The sequence below is a fragment of the Leptospira vanthielii serovar Holland str. Waz Holland = ATCC 700522 genome (assembly GCF_000332455.1).
Lineage (GTDB): Bacteria > Spirochaetota > Leptospiria > Leptospirales > Leptospiraceae > Leptospira_A > Leptospira_A vanthielii.
Window position 1 is genome coordinate 39,888 of record NZ_AOGY02000028.1, and the last position, 19,765, is coordinate 59,652.

Genomic DNA, 19,765 nt, shown 5'->3' on the forward strand with positions numbered 1-19,765 from the left:
ATGCAAGAGTATGTAGAAATAGGCGAAGAATTAATCTTTATTGCGATGGCATTTGCAAGTGTGATCGCATTGGCAGTTTTTGCGGAAAGGTTAATTTATTATAGAAAAACATTAGGTAAAAAAAACGAAGATTACTTAAGCGAAATTAGAACTTCCTTACAAGAAGAACCTGAAATCCATTGGAAAACAGATGCAGGTGAAGAATCCATTTATACTAGATTTGTGCAATTTGCTCTTAAACAATTAAAATTAGGAAGAAAAGGATTAGATGAAAGTTTAGATGGCCAAATTCTATCAGAAAAATTGGAACTAGAAAAACGTTTACCTATCTTAAATACATTGGGTAATAATGCCCCGTTTATTGGGCTACTAGGAACAGTTCTCGGAGTCATCAAAGCATTTTATGGTTTAGGGACATTGGGAAGTTCGGGTGCCGAAGTAGTCATGCGGTCCATCTCAACAGCTCTTCTTGCGACGGCAGCAGGTCTTGCAGTTGCCATTCCTGTGGTTATGGCAAACAATTATTTTTCTAGAAAATCTAAAGTCATTTTACAGAATATGGAAATCCTCAAAAAAGAACTACTCTCTTATCAAATGAATAAGACAAAGGTATAATTATGGCTGGAGCATCAGGTTCTCAAGACGAAGAAATTGGAAGTATCAATATCACTCCCATGGTGGATGTGATTTTAGTTCTTCTAGTAATTTTTATGGTAACAGCAAACTTTCTCAAAAAAGAAAGTTTGAATATCAATTTACCAAAAGTTCAGGCTGCTGATCCGAACGTTGCGGAATCAGTGCAAGTAGCAATCACCAAAACAGGTGCCATTCTTTTGGAAGGGAAAGATACAGACGTTTCTGGTTTAGTGCGAAATCTCGAAAGAGAAGCAAAAATTAGACCTAATATGCGTTTAACGTTATCTGCAGACGAAAGTCTTCCTTATGGAAAAATTACGGAGCTGATGGGGATCATCCGAAAAGCGGGTGTCACTAAAATTGCCCTCAGTGTAAAAAAATGAATCGTTTTGCGGAATTATTGGAATCATTCAAAAAATCGATCAAACAGAACAAAGAACGTTTGTTCCACATTTGTTTAATTGGAAGTTTGTTTGTCCATACCGCAACTTACGCTGGTTATAAGATTAGCCAATTACGCGGTGATGAAGTGATCGAAGAATCAAACTTCGAAGATGTGGATGTCAGTTTTGAAGAAATTCCTCCCGAACTCATTGGTGGTACTTCTTCTCCGGCACCAATAGAAAAACAAGAATGGGTGGAAGGAAGTAACAAAGACAAAGCCGATGAACCTGACAACTCAGACATCAATCCGAACCAACTTTCAGGTAATGGAACGGACAAAGATGGATATCTTTTCTCTTTTAACGGAGACAAAATGCCAACTGCCATCATTGACTTTGATTTGAAAGAATACTTTCCTCCGCAAGCAAAGGCTGCCAATATTGTGGAAAAACAAGTTGTACTGCTTGTACAAGTGAATGAAGATGGGAGTTTACAATCAGCAAAAATTGTTTCTGGCAGAGCTGGATACGGGTTTGAAGAAGCTGCAATGAAACTCATCAAACGAGTCCGCTTTAGTCCAGGTTATGTGCAGGGACACCCGAAAAAAATGGCACATCGATTACCTATTTTGTTTTCACTCGAAGATTAACATAAATTCAATGGAAACCTATTGGAGCAGATTTTTAGAAAAACCAACTCTATCCATCTGCCTCCTCTCTCTAGTCATCACAGTCTCATTAACTTCGTATGCCTATTCCATACTAAAACCAACTGACAGTTCTTTATCCGAATACTATCTAACAGAGAATACAGAATACTTTGTTGGCGACATACCGACAGATGATAGTGGCAAAATTGATTTTCAGAAAATGCACAAAGTATATTGGGAGTCAACTTCGGGTTGGATCAATGATACCGAACTCCAACGGATTACCGATTCAGAATTTATCTGGTTACGATCCAAAGCATTTCCGAATCACAAAGAAAACGAGGACTTATTTTTTTTATTAGAACACGGTGGACTGAATTTAGAAATATTTAATGGGTATGGTGATTCTATATTTAAGTTTGGGGATTTTTTTGAACAGGAGAAGTTACCCAATATATTCCAATCAAAATTTGCATGGATTAAAATTCCCAATGATGATTCAGAATACTACTACTTGAGATTATATCACAAAAAAGGAATTCTCTTTATAATCTCGATCGTAGAAAATTTAGTCGGGAAACAAACTGCCTTGTACCGCGAAGTCGCTTTAAAAAATCTAACGCCTATCTTCTTTCATTCCTTCTTCCTAATGATTGGAATTATATGCGCACTAGTCTATTTCATTGAATTTAAAAAACAATACAATATCCTTCTGGATTTTTCTGCTTTTTCTTTGTGTTTCGGACTACTCGGCCTAACCTCCAATATACTCATTCGATACCTTTTTACAAATTCAGAAACATTATTTATACTCACTACTATATCTTCCAATTTTGTTTTTATTCCTATGTTATCAGGAGTGCGGCGCCTTTTCGGAAGTGGAAGATATAGAGTTCTCGATATACTAATTTATACAGATGTATTAATTTGTACGTTGACTACCATTTTAGTTTTTTCCTTACCTTTCTTTGACGTTTCCCATACATTGCTTATTAGTAGCAGAAGTTTTTTTATTCTATTCAATCTCATCAACATACTTGGACCAATATACATTACCTTTGAAGCTTGGAAAAAAGGAAATCCCGAGGCTTTTGGACATTTTATAGGTTTTAGTGTTACACTTTTCCTTGTAATTTTAGAAATTTTCCTAGCAATCAAATCTAATGATAACTCTACAAATAAAGTAGTTCTTTGGGGTGTTTTATTTGGTGTTATTTCTCAAGGTTTTGCTTTAGAACGTACGATATTTGCCAACAGACAGAAAGCACAATTGTACAAAGAAGATCTATTAAAAGCAGAAAAATCACTAAAAGAAAGCCAACTCAAAACTCTACAAACAAAGATGAGTCCACATTATTTATTTAATTCTCTAAATACGATTCATGCACTTCATAAAATTAAACCAGAGTTAATTGGGGACGCAATCCTCAGTCTTGCCAATAATTATAGATTCATTTCAGACAGAACCGATAGAGATTGGATTCCCTTTGAAGAAGAATGGAATTTTTTAGAGGATTACCTGCATTTACAAAAACTAAGATTTTACGATACAATCCAAATTGATTTCAAAAAATCTGGAGACTTTTCTTCGGTGATCCTTCCGCCACTCCTCCTGCAACCCATCATAGAAAATTCTTTTAAACATGGATTTCGTGGATCGGCGGAGGAACAGTTCCAGTTGTTCATTCATGCAAAAATGATTCGTGATTCTGTTTTTAGTTTTGTTGTCTACGACAATGGGATTGGCATTCCAGAAGAACTACTTGCGGATAAAGGAAAACTATTAGAAAGATCTTTAGGAAATATAAAAGAACGATTGAAGAACCTTTATTCAGAGTTTAATTTCGAAGTCACTAGAAATTATCCAGAAGGTGCAAGGACTGAAATCGAAATCATCCTCACATCTAGAGTTCCGCAAGTTCTCTAAGTTTTGTCGCTAGAGCATTACCAGAAACTCCACCAGGAAAACTTGTAAGTGTATTCAGATTTTCATCCAATACATAAATAAAATTGGAATGATTTATCCTATAATTATTTCCCTCGCCCACTTTTTCTCTGACAATTCCAAATAGGTCAGTGAGTTTGATTAGAGACTCTGCATTGGGAGAAAGTGCTGTTAAATTCTTTCCAGGAAAATTCTGAACATAGTTTTTCAAAGTCGCAGGAGAATCCCTCTCTGGGTCCAGCGTTACAAAAATAAATCGAAATCGATTCGATTTTTCACCGAGTATCAGCGAAGCCCGACCAAAATTGGTTAATGCTAACGGGCACATATCAGGACAATGAGAGAACCCAAAGTACAAAACAGATTTTTTTTCAGACCAAAAATTAGGTTCTAATAAACTTCCATCTGGATTCACAAAAGATAGATGTTTCCACTCTTCTTTGATTTTATCTTCTTTCGATTTACAAAAAGACAAAAAACCGAACATCAAAAAAATACAAACTAATGTTATACGGCTACGATCCAACCCATTCCCCCATTTTCAGCCATATGAGTTTGGTGAGGATGAAACATATACCGACCTTTTTTCTTCAGTACAAATTCAATCACAACTCGTTCTGTTTGCCCAATAGTCACAACATCAGAATGTCCATCGGGAACAATACTTCCTAAACTTCGTATGATATCAAAAGTCTGAGCATGTAAATGGAAGGTAATGATGGGTTCTCTTTCCATCATATTTTGAATGTAGAATCGAACCCTTTCCCCTACGGGAACTTTCATAGGATAACGATCATATATCCCTGCTATTCCATTCCAAGTATAATAATCGTTTTTACCTTTGCCTTTGGTATCCCATCCAGAAAATGTCAGAACAAATTCATGGGCAGGTTTCCTTTTGGTGGGTGGATCCACAAGTAATGCACCATACAACCCTTTGGCGGTATGTACCATAAGTGGAGGAACATGGCAATGGTAAGGATGAAGTCCAATAGGACCTGCTTCAATCTGATAAGTCCTCTCGCCGAAGGCCGGAATTGGCTCCCATCCATCCTCTAGAGGATCATGGGTACCGTGAAAGTGCAAAGAATGAGGATCCGGGCTAGAATTTTTGACATGAATACGAAGAGTATCACCCAAATTGGCACGAAGAACAGGGCCGGGAACCAGTCCATCAAAGGTCCATGCTGGATAGTTTACATTATGCGCTATGTTCATACTCAAGGGAAAAAGATTTAAATTAAAATCTTTTACCTTTTGATTCGTATTTTTATAGTTAGGTGGGTAGTAAAACCTTTCGGTATACTCCTCTTTAATAAAAAAAGGTGGGTGGGCCATACTCCCATAAGTGTTTGTCCCCCGTAAACTCCCACCAGCTCCAATCGAGTTTTGGTAATTATCACTAACAGTAGGAGTGGTCACCACTCCAAAGTTAGCCGCTACCGAAGTTGTAGGATCAGAAGGGCCACAAATTTCCTCAGAGTTTCGCGAATTGAATTTGATAGACCCAAAAAGCGATCCCACAAATCCCATAACACCAAATCCGATTGTTGTTAAAAAACTCTTCCGATCCATAATAAAACTCTCTTATATCTTAGACGTGAGAAATTAAACTGAGAACCCAAACAAGAACTAAAACTCCAAGACCGCCACCGACAGCGATTTGTTTGAATTTTTTTTCGTATTCGGTATCAGCGACTAACAAATAAACCGCAGGCCCAATGACCGGAATCACCAAAATCACAAGAGACCAAATGATTTGTTTTGTTGTATCCATTCCTTTTTGTTTGGATAAACCAAAGAGTGCCAGCGGTGCCCAAACCATTGTTAGAACAAAAGGAAGGTAATACGCGTAAGATCCGATAAAGTATGTCCAAAAACCTGGGTTTGCAAAAGTTGTTTCCATAAATAAACTCCAATATTAAGTTACAGACGGTTCTGTTACCGCCGTCATCGCATAACCGGCATAAGCCAGAATGGTAAGGAAAAGAAAAATGCCACCGAAAACTACTGTGTTTCGAACGGCTTTCGAAATTTTTGATTCTTTGGAATATAAATAAATCAAAGATCCAATAAACGGAACCAGCAAAATTATCCAAAAGTAATAATCTAACTTGGAACCTTTGGCAGAGAATCGATCCAAAATGGCAAGACCAGTCCAAGCTGCAAAAATAGCAAATGGCAACAAATATCCCATAAGATGGAAATACCATGTTTTTAAAGTGCCAGGGAAATGAACTCTCCATCCCGATGTGTACATTTTGTTCGTTGCAGAATCAAACTCAGTCTGGCTAAGTTTCGGTAGTTCCGCAGTTGTTATCAAACCTTTGTTTGTTTCAAAAACATCATGTGCAGGTAAAACATTTGCCAAACTTTCTTTAGGCATATTCATCTGAGAAGGTGGGATTGGTTGGTTTTGATAAGAACCGAGTACAAACTCCTTAAGATTTGCCTGAACAAATAAAGCTAACAATCCAATGCTAGAGGACATATCTCCCGTGTGAGGATAACGAATGCCTGTACAAGATTGTAGGGTTTCGAGTAGTGGTGGGCTCGACACTCCATAAGAGTTTCCTTCAAAGCAGTTTCCCACATTCACAGGTCCGCTGAGAGCAATATCTCCCCTACCAGAATGGTATACCTTATTGTTTTTTATGACGTTGTTATTGGAGATCCAAATGTTCTCGTCGATATTCATAGTAACTAAAATTCCGTAGTTGTTATGATTAAAAACTAAATTGTCTTCCACAACGTTTTCTAAGGCCCCAAGTAAAGCGATACCGTTTCCAATCGATGGATATTCTAACTTTTTAGAAGGAGCATTGGTATTATTATTATCATAAACAATATTTTTCTTCACAACAATTTGTTTCTGAGGAGGAAGTAATTCCCTATCCAAAGTATTTGGACCGATACCCAATTGGTTTTTTCTCCAAATAGAAGATAAAAGATATAAGTTTCCGCTTGAGTTGGTTCCAGAATATCCAAGGGCATTATTCTCAGAAATCACATCATTGATAATCGCATTACATGGATTACACTGCCCAATATAAAAACCAGAGTCAGGAGATCCAGAAGCATAAGAATGTTCCATAAGTCCATCAACTGAATCAAATGCATAAACTCCGTAGTCTCCGTTATTATAAGCAGTTAAATACGACCCGCGGTATCCTTTTACTCCCGTCCAATACACACCATTGAGTGTGGCGTTTCTTGTTGTTAGGTTTTCTACCGCAACACCATCAGCTCCCACAACCATGATTCCGTTCCCTCGAAGGAATTCACCATCGATAATGGTTTCATTGCGGTCTTCTCCACGAATCACAATCGAAGGAGTAGTGACAGTCACTTCTTCTTTATAGACACCTTTTGCAACAAGGACTAAGTCACCAGGTAAGGCGGCATCCACTGCATTCTGAATGGTTTTGTACTGCGAAGGAACCTTGCGAGTGACCCCTGACCATTTTTTTGATATCTTTGATTTTGTTATGTTCGTCTGCGGATTGTAAGTTGTATCTCCAATTACAGCAACACCGGTCATTCCGATTTTACCATCGGGTGAGGCATGAAAGGAACAGAAATAAGGAAAAACACCTTCTTCTGGAAAGAACACATCCGTATGTGCACCACGAAACATAGCCAAATTACCAAATGTTTTCTCTGTAGACCAATCTTTGGTAATAGAGATAGCATTGTGAGGGTTGTTTCCTTCGTTCACAAATCGAATTTTTCCGCCTTTAAAAGTTCGAATGACTGGCGGGTGAAAGGCATTGTCCATCATCGTAACATGGACAAACGCCGAATTGGCAGGATCTTCTGAACTGCAATGATTCATACCAAGTGTTATGAATACGGCAATTGAGATTCCTAATAAAATCTTTTTGGTCTGTTTCATCGGTCTTTCCCAGAATATGAGGACTCCCTCACATTTTGAGAATTTTACATCTGTGTTAAAACTTTGTCAATGTTAAATCAAAGGAAGGAGGAAAAATATACGAACAAAAGATTCCTAAGTTCCGCGATCACTGCCTTTTTTTCGGTCGCTTTTCCCTTTCTTTGGGCAATTTTGAACACAGCATCCACCGTTTCCACAATCATTAAGGAACTATAGTAAGCGCGTTTTTTATCTACTTTAGGAAACAAATGTAAGATTACTTTTTTTGCTAATGACTTTGCAAATCTTTCATTACTCTCAATATCCAATTGCAACAATGCTTGGTTCGTATAGAGTATCGAATTGATCAAACGATATCCCTTAACTTCATTTAGTGCACGCTCAAACGATTGCAGTGTAAATTCAATGAAATCCGGAGAGAACTTTTTTTTCTTTTTTAATTCTTCATCTAAAAGTTTAAAAAAATGATCGTGAAGGATAAAATAACACGATTCCGCATGGGAATAGATAATAGATTCCTTATTCGGAAAAAATTGATAAATAGAACCAACAGAGATTCCACTCCTTTCGGCAATCAAATCTGTCGTTAAATCATCATATCCAACCTCACCTAACAATTCAATTGCGGTATTTACAATTTTTTGATACCTTTCTATAGAACGTTTTTGCTGGGGGATTTTTCTTGGATTTAGTTTTATATTCATTCCGATCGTAATGCCACGATAGGACTCAGTTTGGCCGCATACTCAGAAGGCCACCAGCCAAAAAGAATTCCGATCGATATGGAAAATAGAAATGCAAATCCGATAGAAGGAAAGGACAAAACAATACTCCAACCAAAGTATTCTTGTAAAAATAAAACGGATAGGATTCCAAAAACAAGTCCCACAATCCCGCCAGTCAAACTTGTCAAAGTAGATTCAATTAAAAATTGTATCCGAATGTCTGACTCACGAGCTCCAAGTGCTTTTCTAAGTCCAATTTCTTTGGTTCTTTCTTTTACTGAGACCAACATAATATTCATAATTCCAATCCCACCCACCATAAGGGATACTGTTGCCAGAGCGATCAGAAGAGTTGTCATAGTTTGGTTAGTTTCAGAGACAGCGGATTGGATATCAGCCATATTCATTACTTGATAGAGATTTCCCATCGATTCATTAGTTCCATGTCTTTCATGCAAATATCGTTTCAAAGATGTTGTAAATTCTTCGGAAGATTCGATTTTTTCTAATTCCATTTCCAAACTATCCACTGCATCTTTATTTAACAATCTCCGCATAGCAGTGTTTAGTGGAATTAAAACTACATCGTCCTGATCACGAAATCCACCGCTCCCTTTTTCGGGCAGAAGACCAATGACTCGAAACAATATACGATTTACTTTTAAATAGGTTCCAACGGGATTTTTTCCTTCATAAAGTTCTTTCACAACGGTGTTTCCCACGAGACATACGAGTGCTCTCTTTTGGTTTTCTTCTTCTGTAAAAAACCTACCTTCTATTGGTTCTAAGTTCCGAAGAGTTTCATAGTTGGGACTCGCACCCGTGATATAACTATTCCAATTTCGATTTCCATAAACTAGTTGGCCTCGTCCATTCACAACAGCAGAGATTTGTTTTACTTCCGGAAATTTTTTGGCTACAGCGACGACATCAAAAACATCTAACCGATTGACGGTTCCTGCCTCTAAGGACACTCCCCCACTTCTCATTCCTCCTGTACGAACAATGACCAAGTTGGCACCTAACGAAGAGAATTGTTCTTCTACTGATTTTTTAGCACCTTCTCCGAGAGCCATCACAGAGATGACACAAACAACACCAAAAAGAATTCCAAGTGCAGATAAAAAAGTGCGCAAACGATTAGAAGATAAGGAAAATAGAGATTGTAAAAAGATACCTTGGACTAGAGGCCATCCTGATTTTCGTTTTAGATTTGTGTTTGGAAAAAGATTTTGAACCTTTCCAAAATTTTTCTTTTTTCCTTCATCCGATACAATTTTTCCATCACTCACATGGATGATCCGATCACAGTATCCTGCCATCTCCGGCTCATGGGTCACCATGACTATGGTCTTTCCTTCTCTATGGAGGCGTTGTAATTCCAACATGATTTCAATTTTACTTTTGGAATCTAGGTTCCCTGTGGGTTCATCCGCAAAGATGATCGGTGGATCGACAAGCAACGCACGAGCGATGGCCACTCGTTGTTGTTGTCCTCCGGATAATTCATTAGGAGTGTGGTGGATTCTATTTTCCAATCCAACTTTCTGTAACTGTTCAACAGCTCTTTCATTGGTATCATCCACATCTGTATATAAGGATGGTAAACTAACATTTTGTATTGCATTGGATTTGGATAATAAATGGAATTGTTGGAATACAAATCCAATCAGGTTTCCTCGCATATCGGACAATGTATTTGAAGATTCGCCATCTACTTTACGACCAAACAAAGTATAGGTGCCCGAATCTACATGATCCAAAAGTCCCATCACTTGCAATAATGTAGATTTACCAGAACCAGAAGGTCCCATAATGGCAACAAACTCACCTTCGGAGATTTTTAAATTGATCCCGGAAAGAACGGGGAATTTTGAATTTCCAATGGAATAGGATTTATTTAAATTATGGATTTCAATAGCTAACAAATGTTATCTCTTTGGCAATTTAGGTGAAGAGAATGGGCCGCCAGAATTCGACTTTTTTTTCTCTCGAATTTTTTTCTTTCGATATACGATTTCGTTCTCCGTAAGGCCTGAAAGAATCGCGGTATTTTGTTCATCGGAATTTCCAATGGTTACCATTGTTTCCACAAGTTCCCCCTCAACCTTTTTGGTGACTTTCGTTTTGCCGGACCCAACTTTTACAAATTCATTTGGAAGCAGTAATACATCTCTCTCTTCTGAAACGATAAAGTCGATAGTAATCGACATCCCACTTCTCAAAAATTCTGGAATGGTTTTTAATTCCAAATCCACATTGTACATTGTGACATTATTTTCCGTCACAGCTTCGTAACCAATATGGATTACCTTAGCTTGGATAGAAGAATTGGAATAAGAATCTACTGTGACATTGGCGGTCTGATCAATTTTAATTTTTGATAGGTCCGTTTCGTCCACTTTTGCCTGTACCATTAAATTATCAGAAAGAACATAAAGTATATCTTGTTGGGTGACGGTTTGACCTGGACTAATATTAGAAGCAATCACCAAACCACGTAAAGGTGATATCACCGGAGTTGGTTTATAAAAATCTTCCCATTTTTTTAACTCCTCTTCTCCTTTCGCTCTGGCCGCATCGAGAAGGGCTGCCCTTTCTGTAGAGCTCATCCAAGCAATAATTTTGCCACGGCCGACATGGTTTCCTTCATTGACTAGAATAGATTCCACTCGTCCCGCAATGGGTGGTTTGATTTCTAACCTGTTTTTCGGAATGGCGGTTCCTGTGGCTCGAACCGTAACAATCAAATCGCCTCGAAACACTTTCGAAGATTCTAATTTTGTATTGGATTTTTCTTTGCCAAAAGCAAATAGATAAATTATCGCAGTGATAATGATTACAACGATGGAAATGAATATAAATTTAATCTTCATCAAAACATTTTCCTAAATTTCGTAAGTAAGTAGCCTCAGCCAAACTGAGATCCCTCTTCCCTAACAAAAGGTTTTTTTCACGATTGATTAAATCGTTTTCGATAATATCCCAATTTTCAAAACTAATCAGTCCATTGGAATATTGGGATCTAGCAATCATCGCACGAATCTCGGATGCTTTATAAAATTCTGTTAACACTAATAATTGTTCCGAAGTATTTTTAAAATTCAGGTGGGACTGTTCCAAAGAAAACGAAAGTGTATTCCTTTTCGAATCTCTTATATGAATGGATTTTTCATATTCCGTTTTGGCAATTTTTACATTATAATAATCCCTCCCACCATTAAACAAGGGATAGGTTAAATTTAATCCAAAACTATAGTTTCTTGGTTTGGGTAACCAAACATCATCTTGCCTCGTCACTGTGGCGCTTAAATTGAGATCAGGATAAAAACCAGCTTCCGCAACACCAATATTGGCCTGAGCTGCTCGCACTTTCGATTGTTCAGCCATAACGGACGGATGTGATTCTAATAATGATTCCTTATCTTTTTCTGAGTACTTTTTCTCAAAAATTGGTTCATAAATAAATTCAGAATTGATATTAATATCCAATCGATTGGCAATCACTCTCTCTACTTCATTCAAATTACTTTCAAATAAACGGAAAGCTGAGGATACTTCAAATTCGGATTGTTTCACAAAGGATTCGCTGAGTAAAAAACTTCCCTTGTGTTCCCGACCCACTTCATAACGAAGTTTTACCAAATCTCGATTTTTTGTGCGTCTATCTCTAATTTTTTCAGAAAGTTGATGAAGTTCTTTTGCATACAACATTTGTGCATAACCCGACTTCAATTCAAAACAAATTTTTAGCCTTGAATCGTGTAATGTTTGTTTGGCTGCCTGAAGTAATGCTTCTGTTTTATCGATTCCACTTTTATCTCGGAATCCAGCAAACAGGTTTTGGTTTGTACTCAGTCCCACCGAATACCGATTGACTGCTGTTGGTCTGGACTCCCCCGAACTTGATGTTTGTGTTGTATTTGAACCCGTGTTTGCCCCATTGATCAAAGGATCATTGACAGTACCCGATCCACTAAAGTTTGCAGAAGATTGTCTTGCGGAAGCCAATACATTGACTGTTGGTAAGTAGGCAGCATAACTTTTTTCGTTTTCAAAAAAAGCTTTGTCATAATCAGCCTTGGCAGATAAAAATTCTGGATTGGATTGTAGGGCTGTTTGCCAGAGTTCTTTCACCTGGACCGGTTTTGCAGACAAAGTGACCAATCCAGGTACTCCCAAAATAACAAATATAAATCGACTCAACTTCACCATGTAATAAACCCAAGTTTGATGGGAAAAGTTCCGCAGATTTGAAATTTTAAAAAAATTTACCAACTTCCGGAACTACCTCCTCCTCCAAAACTTCCACCACCACCACTAAAACCGCCGGACCTAGAGCTACCCCCACTACTGCTTGACCAACCTCTGCCACTACTGCCTGAACTGCGATAAGATCCACCGAAGATTCCCTTTTTCATTCGCATACGACCGTGTGGAGTCAAAAGATGATAGAGTTTATACAAACCGATTCCAATGGCATAAGTTAAAAATACGGAAGCACCAATATTGGCACCATGAATGGCAGTGGGAAACAAACTCCAAAAAGGAAATAAAAAGAAATAGATAAACCAACCAATATAGGGTGCGTTAGCTGCTACATAAGTAAAAATTCCTAAAATTAACAAAACAAAAACGGAGACAAAAATTTTTACTTGATAAGGAATTTCATCTTGTCCCTCCGATAGTTTACCCAAAAAAGATAGAGGACCTAGATGTGAATAATCTTCGGGAGACGAAGCTGTATAAGAACCATCAATGGCGTCAATAATCGCATTCACACCATTTTGAATTCCTGATTCAAAATCACCCTTTTTAAAATAAGGTTTAATCTCTTTTTCAATGATTTGATGACATAAAACATCCGTTAAACTTCCTTCCAATCCATATCCGACTTCAATTCTTAATTTGCGGTCATTTAGGGCGATTAACAATAAAACTCCATTGTCCTTTTTCTTTTGTCCGAGTTTCCATTCTTCAGCAACTTTGATTGAATATTCTTCTAAAACCTCTCCATCTAGGGAAGGGATTACAAGAACGGCAATTTGATTACTTGTTTTACTTTCTTGGTCTTTGAGTTGTCTTTCTAAAGCAGATACAAACCCAGGATCTAAAGTCCAAGTTTCGTCCATCACTCTAGTTTTTAAAGTGGGAACATCTTTTGCTTGGACAAGAATGGGGAAAACGAAAAGAAGGGAAAAAAACAATATCCTCTGCATACAAGGATATTGATTTTAAAACATTCGGTTACAAGAATTTTTTATCGACTACTTATGGATTCGAGTGGCTCCATAATAAGCAGAGATTGGTTTTAGGTCCTCAAAACCAATCAAATTCACTTGCCCACCTCTAAGTTCGTAGTCTCGTTTGAAACTTTGCAAAAATTCAATGGCCGAAAAACCAATCATTTTTACATTCTTATCAAACTTAAGATCCACTCGTTCACCAGGTGTAATTTTTCTAAACAAAAGTTTTAACGAAATCATGTTAGAAAATAACAACGCATGTTTTACATCCAATACATGAACCTTATTTTCTGATTTAACAGTGATGTCAGCCACAAAGATATAACGAAGAGGGACTCCGAAATATATTTGAATCAAAATAGCAGTTATAATACCACAGAATACACCAACTAACAAATCCTCTACTATGGTAAGCACTACTGTCACTGTAAAAATGACAATTTGATCCCATCCCTTTTCGTAAGTTTCTTTGAAAACATGAGGGGAAGCCAATCGGAATCCTACCATAATCAAAATCCCTGCAAGCGATGCTAGAGGAATCTTATGGATCAGACCTGGTAAAAGCAAAATGAAAAAAAGTAAAAAGAGTCCATGGAAAAAATTGGACCAACGTGTTTTTGCACCATTGTCCATATTGGCTGAGGACCGAACCACCTCGGCAATGATTGGCAATCCTCCAATCCAACCTAAAAGGAAGTTACCTGCCCCTTTTGCGAGCAACTCACGATCCATATTTGATTGACGTCGATACGGATCTGTATTATCAACGGCAGTCGCAGTTAACAATGATTCAATGCTTGCAATAAGAGCAATCGTAATTACCATCACCCAAAAGATTCCATCCTTCCATCTCGAAAAATCTGGAAAGGTAATTCCGTCAGAAATATGATCTGGTAAGTTTACTAACTTTTCCGGTCCAATTTTATAAGTTTGGTCAAGCAAAGTATAAGAATGTTCATCTGCTAAATCAAATACCACACCAAGGGCAATCCCAACTAACACTGCAACGAGTGGTGCCGGTAGTTTTTTCACGATAGGATTTTTGATTTTAGCTAAAACGGCAATGATCACAATGGCTGAGATTCCAATGATTGCCACTTCCGGATTCACGAAAGAAAAACTAAAAGGAATTTCTAAAAGTAATCCCCCGATCGTTTTGGCTTTGGGAGTAATTCCAAGAGCTACATAAAACTGTTTAGAAATAATGATAATCCCAATGGCCGCCATCATTCCATGGACTACAGATATGGGAAAATAAACGGTAAGATTTCCTGCTTTAACCAAACCCAAAACCACTTGAATGGCTCCTGCAATCACAATAGCCGCAAGTGTAAGTTCAAAACCAAGTTTTGCATCCCCACCACCTAACACCATGATCGAGTTCAAAACAACAGCAATTAGGCCGGCCGCAGGACCATTGATCGTAAGATGAGATCCACTTAACAAAGAAGCTATGATTCCACCAACGATACCGGAAAAAATTCCGGCCATAGGGGGCGCTCCAGAAGCGAGTGAGATCCCCAAACAAAGGGGCAACGCAATCAGAAACACAATAAAACCGGACACTATGTCCGATCGCCAATTTTCCTTTAATCCGGGTAACCAATCTTTTGGAACCATAATAATCCCTCGCTACCAGCCGAAAGCTGCTTAATACCAAACTGCCAATGGGTTCAGTGAATGGAACTAGTTTTCATAATACGAAATGTTTTTCGTAAATTATTCTTCCTATATTTTTGTCTAATTTCAGAGATGGAAATTGTCCCTTCCGAATTCAGGAGAACCAAATGGAGCTTATCATGAATAAACCTAAAAAAAATATTTATATAAAATCGTTCTTTTTTCAAGAATACAAGAGCAAATTCAAAACCAAAAAGATCCTTAGTATTGTTTTGATATCGCAATTTTTATTTCTATTCAATCCACCTTTAGCATCTGAGCCAAAAACGGAAGAGTCAATCATCATAAAAACCACTCCCGCAGAAACACAAAACTCGGATGGAACCACAACAGTTTCCAAACCCTATGTTTCTTCCATGAAAGAGAAGGGAATTGATCCTGAATACAACCGTCACATGTTTGTAGAACCCGAGTTATCAAAACATTCATCGAACTCACAGCAGTTCTGGTTAAACGATGTATTGCGGTTTGGTTTGTATTTACGACCCAGACAAGAATCCAGATACAATCTAGATTTTAATGCCTCTGACAAAGGTTATATTGACAGAACCATTCAAACATCATCGATTTATTTTATCTTTGATCCCAGTCCCTATATACAAGCAAAAGTAACTCTCCAAGATGCTCGTGTTTGGGGAGGGGAATCCCCCGCTTCCTCTGGCGATATCCGGGCCAACTTCTTTAACAACACCGCAGATATTTATTCTAAAAACCAAACGAATGCAGTATCCCTAAACCAAACAGGCGTAAGGGAAGCGTTTTTAACACTAAACCAACTCCCCCTTCATTCTAAATTACAAGTAGGACGACAAATTTGGGCTTACGGCGACCAACGAATGATAGGTGGTGGGAACTGGACTGTCAATGGACTTTCCTTTGATGGGATTAGGCTTATGTTTAACTATGACAATTTTAAGATCCACTTTTTAATGGCAAGACCCTACTGGACCCAAAGTGGAACCAATGGTGTGGTGTCAGCCAATGATCCAAAACTCAATTCCGCCGCCACAGGAACGGACACAACCTTAATCGGAACCTACAATAGTTTTACCATTCCTGACTGGGTTACCTTGGATCTTTACAGTTTGGGAGTAGTTCGGAAATGGAAAAAAAATTCATACAATCCTATCACAGGCCTGCCCACATCTTCTATTGATGATCCACTCGCAGCCAACAGAAGTAGACAAAACCAAAACTTAATCACCACCGGATTTCGCCTTACCAACAGAACTAAAGGAAACTTCCTTCCCGAAGGAAAATCTTGGGATTTCACATGGGAATCTGCTTTCCAAACAGGAACTAGCGGACGACGAATCCAAGACCCTTATCTAAAAGAATACCTTCCCAATGAATATGACAACACAAGAACCGAAAGAGAAAAGTATACAGGCCAAATGCATGTGTTCCAAACGGGATATACTTTTTTCAAAAAACTAAGATTAGGTGGTCAAGTGTTGTACGCATCCGGCGATAAAAATAGGGCCGATGCATCTATATCCACATTCCAAACTTTAGCCAATCCAAGATTCGGAGTGATTCCTTATTTTAATAGTGTGGCAGGAATTTCAGAAAATATCAACGCACAGAACCTATATTCTAAATCGGTAAGTATCACTTACCAAACGGAATCCTTTGGTGAATTCCAAGTTACTTATTTTCAAAACGATAAAGCAGAAAAACAAGACGCATGGTATGCCATCAGTGGTGTCGCCAATTCCACAAGTTCTCTCGGTGAAAAAAATCCTTATCCCGTATCGGCTGACAAAGGTAGTACAGAAAATTATTCCAACAATTCTTATTCGTCACCCTATGCATTAGGAAAACGGATTTATACGGAAGTGGATGTAACTTGGCACGGACAAATCAATGATTTTGTTTCTCTATGGATGGGATTTGGGTATTTGAACGCAGGAGACTCCATCCGCAACTATCGAAATAACAAAATCCAATACAACACAACCACACAATCCTTCGAATGGAACCAAAACTACTTACAAGGCAAAAACCAACTGGCTCGGGATGCTTATATGGCTTATGCCCAAATCAACGCTGCTTTTTAAGAAAAACGTTCGATTTTTGTATGGATTTGAATACAATGGAGGTCAGATTGATTCAAATCCATGTTGGAAGCTTCAAACAAACAAAGACGGATTCGCAACAGCCTCTCTCGTGAGGAAATTAGAAACGTTTCCCTCCTGATTTTAAAAGAAGAAGGATTGGACGGTCTATCTATGCGAAAGATAGCCAACAGGCTCGGTTGCAGCGTTGCCAGTCCCTATTCCTATTACGAAAGCCAAATTGACTTAGTCCAAGATTTAATCAAATCGGGGGAAGATGAACTTCTTTCTATGTTGAAAAAAGGAAGTGCCGATGTGGAAACCGGTTCGGCCTTCCAACAATTAGCTGCCATTGCCCGTTCCTATTTTAACTTTGCAAGCAACAACCGCGAACTACATAAAGTAATGTTTGTGACCGACTACGGCGGAGTACATAGAAAGGCCTTCCCACAATTGCCAAAAAGTTATCGTTTCTTTTTAGAAACGGTGCGTATTGGTTTTGAATCTGGCGAAATTCCGTATCCAAAAAATGAATACCCAGCCATTGCTCGGATGATGTGGAGTTGGATGTATGGAGTGATTGTTTTGGACATGACAGGAATGCTTCGGAAACGAAAAGGTTCAGGAAATCCCATTGAAGAAGGGATTTCCTACTTTCAAAAACTTCTTAGTAAAAAATAAACTAACTTACGCTTGGTGAGACATCGAGTCCATCATTATCTAAATCCAAACTTCCCTCGACTTCGGTAGAAACCGAAACAGAAGTTCCTTTTTCTTTCAATCGAACGAGTTCACTACGAATATAAGTGATTGTTTCTGGTGCATCGGTCACTTCCCAAATTGGATTCCCAACAGACATTCGCATTGGTTTGTTCAAATTGTATGCATCCAAATACAAGGGAATGATTGGTAAGTTATATCGTTTGCTTAGAACGACCATACCAGGATATAGTTTTCTATTCTTACGAAATCCGCGGTACCAAGTACCTTCCGGAAAAATTCCGATTCCTAAATTGCCGCGTCCAATCCGACGTTTAAAATCTTTAATGGTAGCAGGATCTGATTCACTTCTGTTCAGCGGAATCAAATCTATGGACTTTACAATTCCTTTCACCATTTGTTCTTTTCTATACAACCATTTTCTTTTTTTCCCTTTATTGGGAATTCCAGAATCATAACTTGTGAGTGCTGTTGTATAAATTCCATATCGTTTGAGAACACCACGAATCACAAAAGCATCATAAGGCATGGTAATCGCTTTTAAAAATTTATTTCTGGGTTTGATATGGTTTGAAATTAGGATGATAGATCGACCATTCAACTTACGCAAGATATGGTCGTTTTGAATTTCAACTTTTTTGTTTCCATACTTCAGACGCATTGGTTTCACCACTACCCACATAAGCACAAATCCGATGGATCTTCCCACATAATAGAACATAAATTTTCCTCTTATTCTGTAAGTGCCCAAAAACTCAATTTGGTTGCAAAAGTTTACCAAAGATTTTCGCTACAATTCGAAGTCATTTCTGTATCAAATGAAACCTTAAAGATCTCCCTATCTTGGCTTTAAAAATTTGACAATTCCTCCGTTGGCGAAATCCTGGGAAATACCTTCTGGGAGGAAACAGGTGTAATTCCTGTGCTGACCCGCAACTGTAATCCAAATCAAAGTTTGGTGAGCCAGATCTTCCCCGTAAAGTCTACCTCGTGGTTATGGAACTTTACACACTGATTTCAAATGTCCTCCATTTGGATACAGGGGCCCCGAAGGCATCGGGGCACCCGAAACAATCAAAGACTATATTTGTATTTTAGGTACCAATCTCAAGGAGCCTAACAGCAGTTTGTTTATTTTTGTATCGGAGTTCCCCTAAATTCAAACCATTTAGGAGACTTCTATGAATCGAACACTCAAAACCACCGCCCTTTCCCTGATTTTACTCGCACAAATCATCGCCTGCCAAACAGAAAAACAAGTTTCGGAATCAGATGCCAATAATAAATTATTACTAGGACTTGCTGTTGGCAGTGCCTTATCTACTTCCTTTTTATTGGATTATAATGGACAGTGGAACGCAGGTTATACTTATAATTCCAGCGGACAAATGACAGGAACACCCAATGGACGACTGATCATTGCAACCAACGCAGATGGTTCAGGAAGTATCATTTCTGGATTTAATTCCGATGCAAACTACTTTGGTGGAGGAGATACCACTTATCGAATTCTTTCTTTTGACAAAGCCACTCGCAGACTTTACTACCAAAATACTCCTGGTGGAAATAACTTTTCAAAATCTTCTTTTGGAAGAATCGATTATACCCCGGTGACAAAATCTGGATGTGAACTTGGGGCTTCAAAATGTTTTTATTATTGTGAAGCCGTTTCGGGAAAAACAACACTGGCAGAAGTGCAAGCAAGTACAGTAACAAGCAATCCAACAAATTACGCAACCAATGGTTGTGGTGGGTTTACTTTCAGTAGAGCACTTTCAAGAACTGAAAACTCGACTTGGACTGGACTTTAAGAAATAGTTTCGTACAT

The 19,765-nt window shown here is 38.2% G+C and carries 18 protein-coding genes; 7 read left to right on the forward strand and 11 right to left on the reverse strand.

Features of this window, described 5'->3' with window-relative positions; all coding sequences use genetic code 11:
- From LEP1GSC199_RS06325 to LEP1GSC199_RS06340, 4 genes are read left to right on the forward strand one after another with little or no spacing between them, the layout of a single operon-like run.
- Complete coding sequence (locus tag LEP1GSC199_RS06325; RefSeq protein ID WP_002979201.1) at nucleotides 1-615, forward strand: MotA/TolQ/ExbB proton channel family protein; 615 nt, start codon at nucleotides 1-3, stop codon at nucleotides 613-615.
- Between the two features lie 2 nt (nucleotides 616-617).
- Complete coding sequence (locus LEP1GSC199_RS06330) at nucleotides 618-1,019, forward strand: ExbD/TolR family protein (RefSeq protein WP_002979115.1); 402 nt, start codon at nucleotides 618-620, stop codon at nucleotides 1,017-1,019.
- The gene (locus LEP1GSC199_RS06335; protein WP_002979263.1) at nucleotides 1,016-1,669 is read left to right on the forward strand and encodes an energy transducer TonB; all 654 of its coding nucleotides are present in this window, start codon (nucleotides 1,016-1,018) and stop codon (nucleotides 1,667-1,669) included. The genes LEP1GSC199_RS06330 and LEP1GSC199_RS06335 overlap by 4 nt, the downstream gene beginning before the upstream one ends.
- A 10-nt stretch (nucleotides 1,670-1,679) precedes the next feature.
- Nucleotides 1,680-3,596: a sensor histidine kinase gene (locus tag LEP1GSC199_RS06340; RefSeq protein ID WP_002979169.1), complete on the forward strand. Its 1,917-nt coding sequence runs from the start codon at nucleotides 1,680-1,682 to the stop codon at nucleotides 3,594-3,596.
- Here LEP1GSC199_RS06340 and LEP1GSC199_RS06345 read toward each other — a convergent pair.
- From LEP1GSC199_RS06345 to LEP1GSC199_RS06390, 10 genes are all read right to left on the reverse strand, one after another.
- Nucleotides 3,574-4,140, reverse strand: a complete 567-nt coding sequence (locus tag LEP1GSC199_RS06345; protein ID WP_039926221.1) for an SCO family protein — start codon at nucleotides 4,138-4,140, stop codon at nucleotides 3,574-3,576. The genes LEP1GSC199_RS06340 and LEP1GSC199_RS06345 overlap by 23 nt on opposite strands.
- The gene (locus tag LEP1GSC199_RS06350; RefSeq protein ID WP_002979147.1) at nucleotides 4,122-5,189 is read right to left on the reverse strand and encodes a multicopper oxidase domain-containing protein; all 1,068 of its coding nucleotides are present in this window, start codon (nucleotides 5,187-5,189) and stop codon (nucleotides 4,122-4,124) included. Before LEP1GSC199_RS06350 ends, LEP1GSC199_RS06345 begins: the two co-directional genes overlap by 19 nt.
- Before the next feature lie 19 nt (nucleotides 5,190-5,208).
- Nucleotides 5,209-5,520, reverse strand: a complete 312-nt coding sequence (locus LEP1GSC199_RS06355; protein ID WP_002979183.1) for a PLDc N-terminal domain-containing protein — start codon at nucleotides 5,518-5,520, stop codon at nucleotides 5,209-5,211.
- 15 nt (nucleotides 5,521-5,535) lie between these two features.
- Nucleotides 5,536-7,509 carry a right-handed parallel beta-helix repeat-containing protein gene (locus LEP1GSC199_RS06360; protein WP_002979127.1) on the reverse strand — a complete coding sequence of 658 codons (1,974 nt, stop codon included), beginning with the start codon at nucleotides 7,507-7,509 and terminating at the stop codon, nucleotides 5,536-5,538.
- Between the two features lie 77 nt (nucleotides 7,510-7,586).
- On the reverse strand, nucleotides 7,587-8,213 hold the full coding sequence (locus LEP1GSC199_RS06365) for a TetR/AcrR family transcriptional regulator (RefSeq protein ID WP_002979174.1): 627 nt from the start codon (nucleotides 8,211-8,213) through the stop codon (nucleotides 7,587-7,589).
- Nucleotides 8,210-10,162 (reverse strand): MacB family efflux pump subunit, encoded by a 1,953-nt coding sequence (locus LEP1GSC199_RS06370; protein WP_002979111.1) that lies wholly within the window; start codon nucleotides 10,160-10,162, stop codon nucleotides 8,210-8,212. The genes LEP1GSC199_RS06365 and LEP1GSC199_RS06370 overlap by 4 nt, the downstream gene beginning before the upstream one ends.
- 3 nt (nucleotides 10,163-10,165) lie before the next feature.
- Nucleotides 10,166-11,110 carry an efflux RND transporter periplasmic adaptor subunit gene (locus LEP1GSC199_RS06375; RefSeq protein WP_002979145.1) on the reverse strand — a complete coding sequence of 315 codons (945 nt, stop codon included), beginning with the start codon at nucleotides 11,108-11,110 and terminating at the stop codon, nucleotides 10,166-10,168.
- Nucleotides 11,100-12,449, reverse strand: coding sequence for a TolC family protein (locus LEP1GSC199_RS06380; RefSeq protein ID WP_039926239.1), 1,350 nt, complete (start codon nucleotides 12,447-12,449; stop codon nucleotides 11,100-11,102). The genes LEP1GSC199_RS06375 and LEP1GSC199_RS06380 overlap by 11 nt, the downstream gene beginning before the upstream one ends.
- 56 nt (nucleotides 12,450-12,505) lie before the next feature.
- Nucleotides 12,506-13,441 carry a TPM domain-containing protein gene (locus tag LEP1GSC199_RS06385; RefSeq protein WP_232420680.1) on the reverse strand — a complete coding sequence of 312 codons (936 nt, stop codon included), beginning with the start codon at nucleotides 13,439-13,441 and terminating at the stop codon, nucleotides 12,506-12,508.
- Nucleotides 13,442-13,501: 60 nt separating this feature from the next.
- On the reverse strand, nucleotides 13,502-15,100 hold the full coding sequence (locus LEP1GSC199_RS06390; protein ID WP_002979186.1) for a SulP family inorganic anion transporter: 1,599 nt from the start codon (nucleotides 15,098-15,100) through the stop codon (nucleotides 13,502-13,504).
- Between the two features lie 179 nt (nucleotides 15,101-15,279).
- Here LEP1GSC199_RS06390 and LEP1GSC199_RS06395 point away from each other — a divergent pair, with 179 nt between their 5' ends.
- Complete coding sequence (locus tag LEP1GSC199_RS06395; RefSeq protein WP_232420682.1) at nucleotides 15,280-17,220, forward strand: alginate export family protein; 1,941 nt, start codon at nucleotides 15,280-15,282, stop codon at nucleotides 17,218-17,220.
- 60 nt (nucleotides 17,221-17,280) lie between these two features.
- Complete coding sequence (locus LEP1GSC199_RS06400) at nucleotides 17,281-17,898, forward strand: TetR/AcrR family transcriptional regulator (RefSeq protein ID WP_002979203.1); 618 nt, start codon at nucleotides 17,281-17,283, stop codon at nucleotides 17,896-17,898.
- 1 nt (nucleotide 17,899) lies between these two features.
- Here LEP1GSC199_RS06400 and LEP1GSC199_RS06405 read toward each other — a convergent pair whose 3' ends face one another.
- A complete protein-coding gene (locus tag LEP1GSC199_RS06405) occupies nucleotides 17,900-18,658 on the reverse strand; it encodes a lysophospholipid acyltransferase family protein (RefSeq protein WP_002979170.1) in 759 nt (252 codons plus the stop codon).
- A gap of 460 nt (nucleotides 18,659-19,118) precedes the next feature.
- Here LEP1GSC199_RS06405 and LEP1GSC199_RS06410 point away from each other — a divergent pair, with 460 nt between their 5' ends.
- The gene (locus LEP1GSC199_RS06410; RefSeq protein WP_002979260.1) at nucleotides 19,119-19,748 is read left to right on the forward strand and encodes a hypothetical protein; all 630 of its coding nucleotides are present in this window, start codon (nucleotides 19,119-19,121) and stop codon (nucleotides 19,746-19,748) included.
- Nucleotides 19,749-19,765 lie beyond the last annotated feature (17 nt).

Bases quoted from the DNA above. Each gene is read 5' to 3' on its own strand.
- LEP1GSC199_RS06400 (WP_002979203.1), top strand. From the start codon at position 17,281: ATGTTGGAAGCTTCAAACAAACAAAGACGGATTCGCAACAGCCTCTCT.
- LEP1GSC199_RS06365 (WP_002979174.1), bottom strand. From the start codon at position 8,213: ATGAATATAAAACTAAATCCAAGAAAAATCCCCCAGCAAAAACGTTCT.
- LEP1GSC199_RS06325 (WP_002979201.1), top strand. From the start codon at position 1: ATGCAAGAGTATGTAGAAATAGGCGAAGAATTAATCTTTATTGCGATG.
- LEP1GSC199_RS06355 (WP_002979183.1), bottom strand. From the start codon at position 5,520: ATGGAAACAACTTTTGCAAACCCAGGTTTTTGGACATACTTTATCGGA.
- LEP1GSC199_RS06335 (WP_002979263.1), top strand. From the start codon at position 1,016: ATGAATCGTTTTGCGGAATTATTGGAATCATTCAAAAAATCGATCAAA.
- LEP1GSC199_RS06380 (WP_039926239.1), bottom strand. From the start codon at position 12,449: ATGGTGAAGTTGAGTCGATTTATATTTGTTATTTTGGGAGTACCTGGA.
- LEP1GSC199_RS06350 (WP_002979147.1), bottom strand. From the start codon at position 5,189: ATGGATCGGAAGAGTTTTTTAACAACAATCGGATTTGGTGTTATGGGA.
- LEP1GSC199_RS06390 (WP_002979186.1), bottom strand. From the start codon at position 15,100: ATGGTTCCAAAAGATTGGTTACCCGGATTAAAGGAAAATTGGCGATCG.
- LEP1GSC199_RS06410 (WP_002979260.1), top strand. From the start codon at position 19,119: ATGAATCGAACACTCAAAACCACCGCCCTTTCCCTGATTTTACTCGCA.
- LEP1GSC199_RS06375 (WP_002979145.1), bottom strand. From the start codon at position 11,110: ATGAAGATTAAATTTATATTCATTTCCATCGTTGTAATCATTATCACT.
- LEP1GSC199_RS06340 (WP_002979169.1), top strand. From the start codon at position 1,680: ATGGAAACCTATTGGAGCAGATTTTTAGAAAAACCAACTCTATCCATC.
- LEP1GSC199_RS06330 (WP_002979115.1), top strand. From the start codon at position 618: ATGGCTGGAGCATCAGGTTCTCAAGACGAAGAAATTGGAAGTATCAAT.
- LEP1GSC199_RS06360 (WP_002979127.1), bottom strand. From the start codon at position 7,509: ATGAAACAGACCAAAAAGATTTTATTAGGAATCTCAATTGCCGTATTC.
- LEP1GSC199_RS06395 (WP_232420682.1), top strand. From the start codon at position 15,280: ATGAATAAACCTAAAAAAAATATTTATATAAAATCGTTCTTTTTTCAA.
- LEP1GSC199_RS06405 (WP_002979170.1), bottom strand. From the start codon at position 18,658: ATGTTCTATTATGTGGGAAGATCCATCGGATTTGTGCTTATGTGGGTA.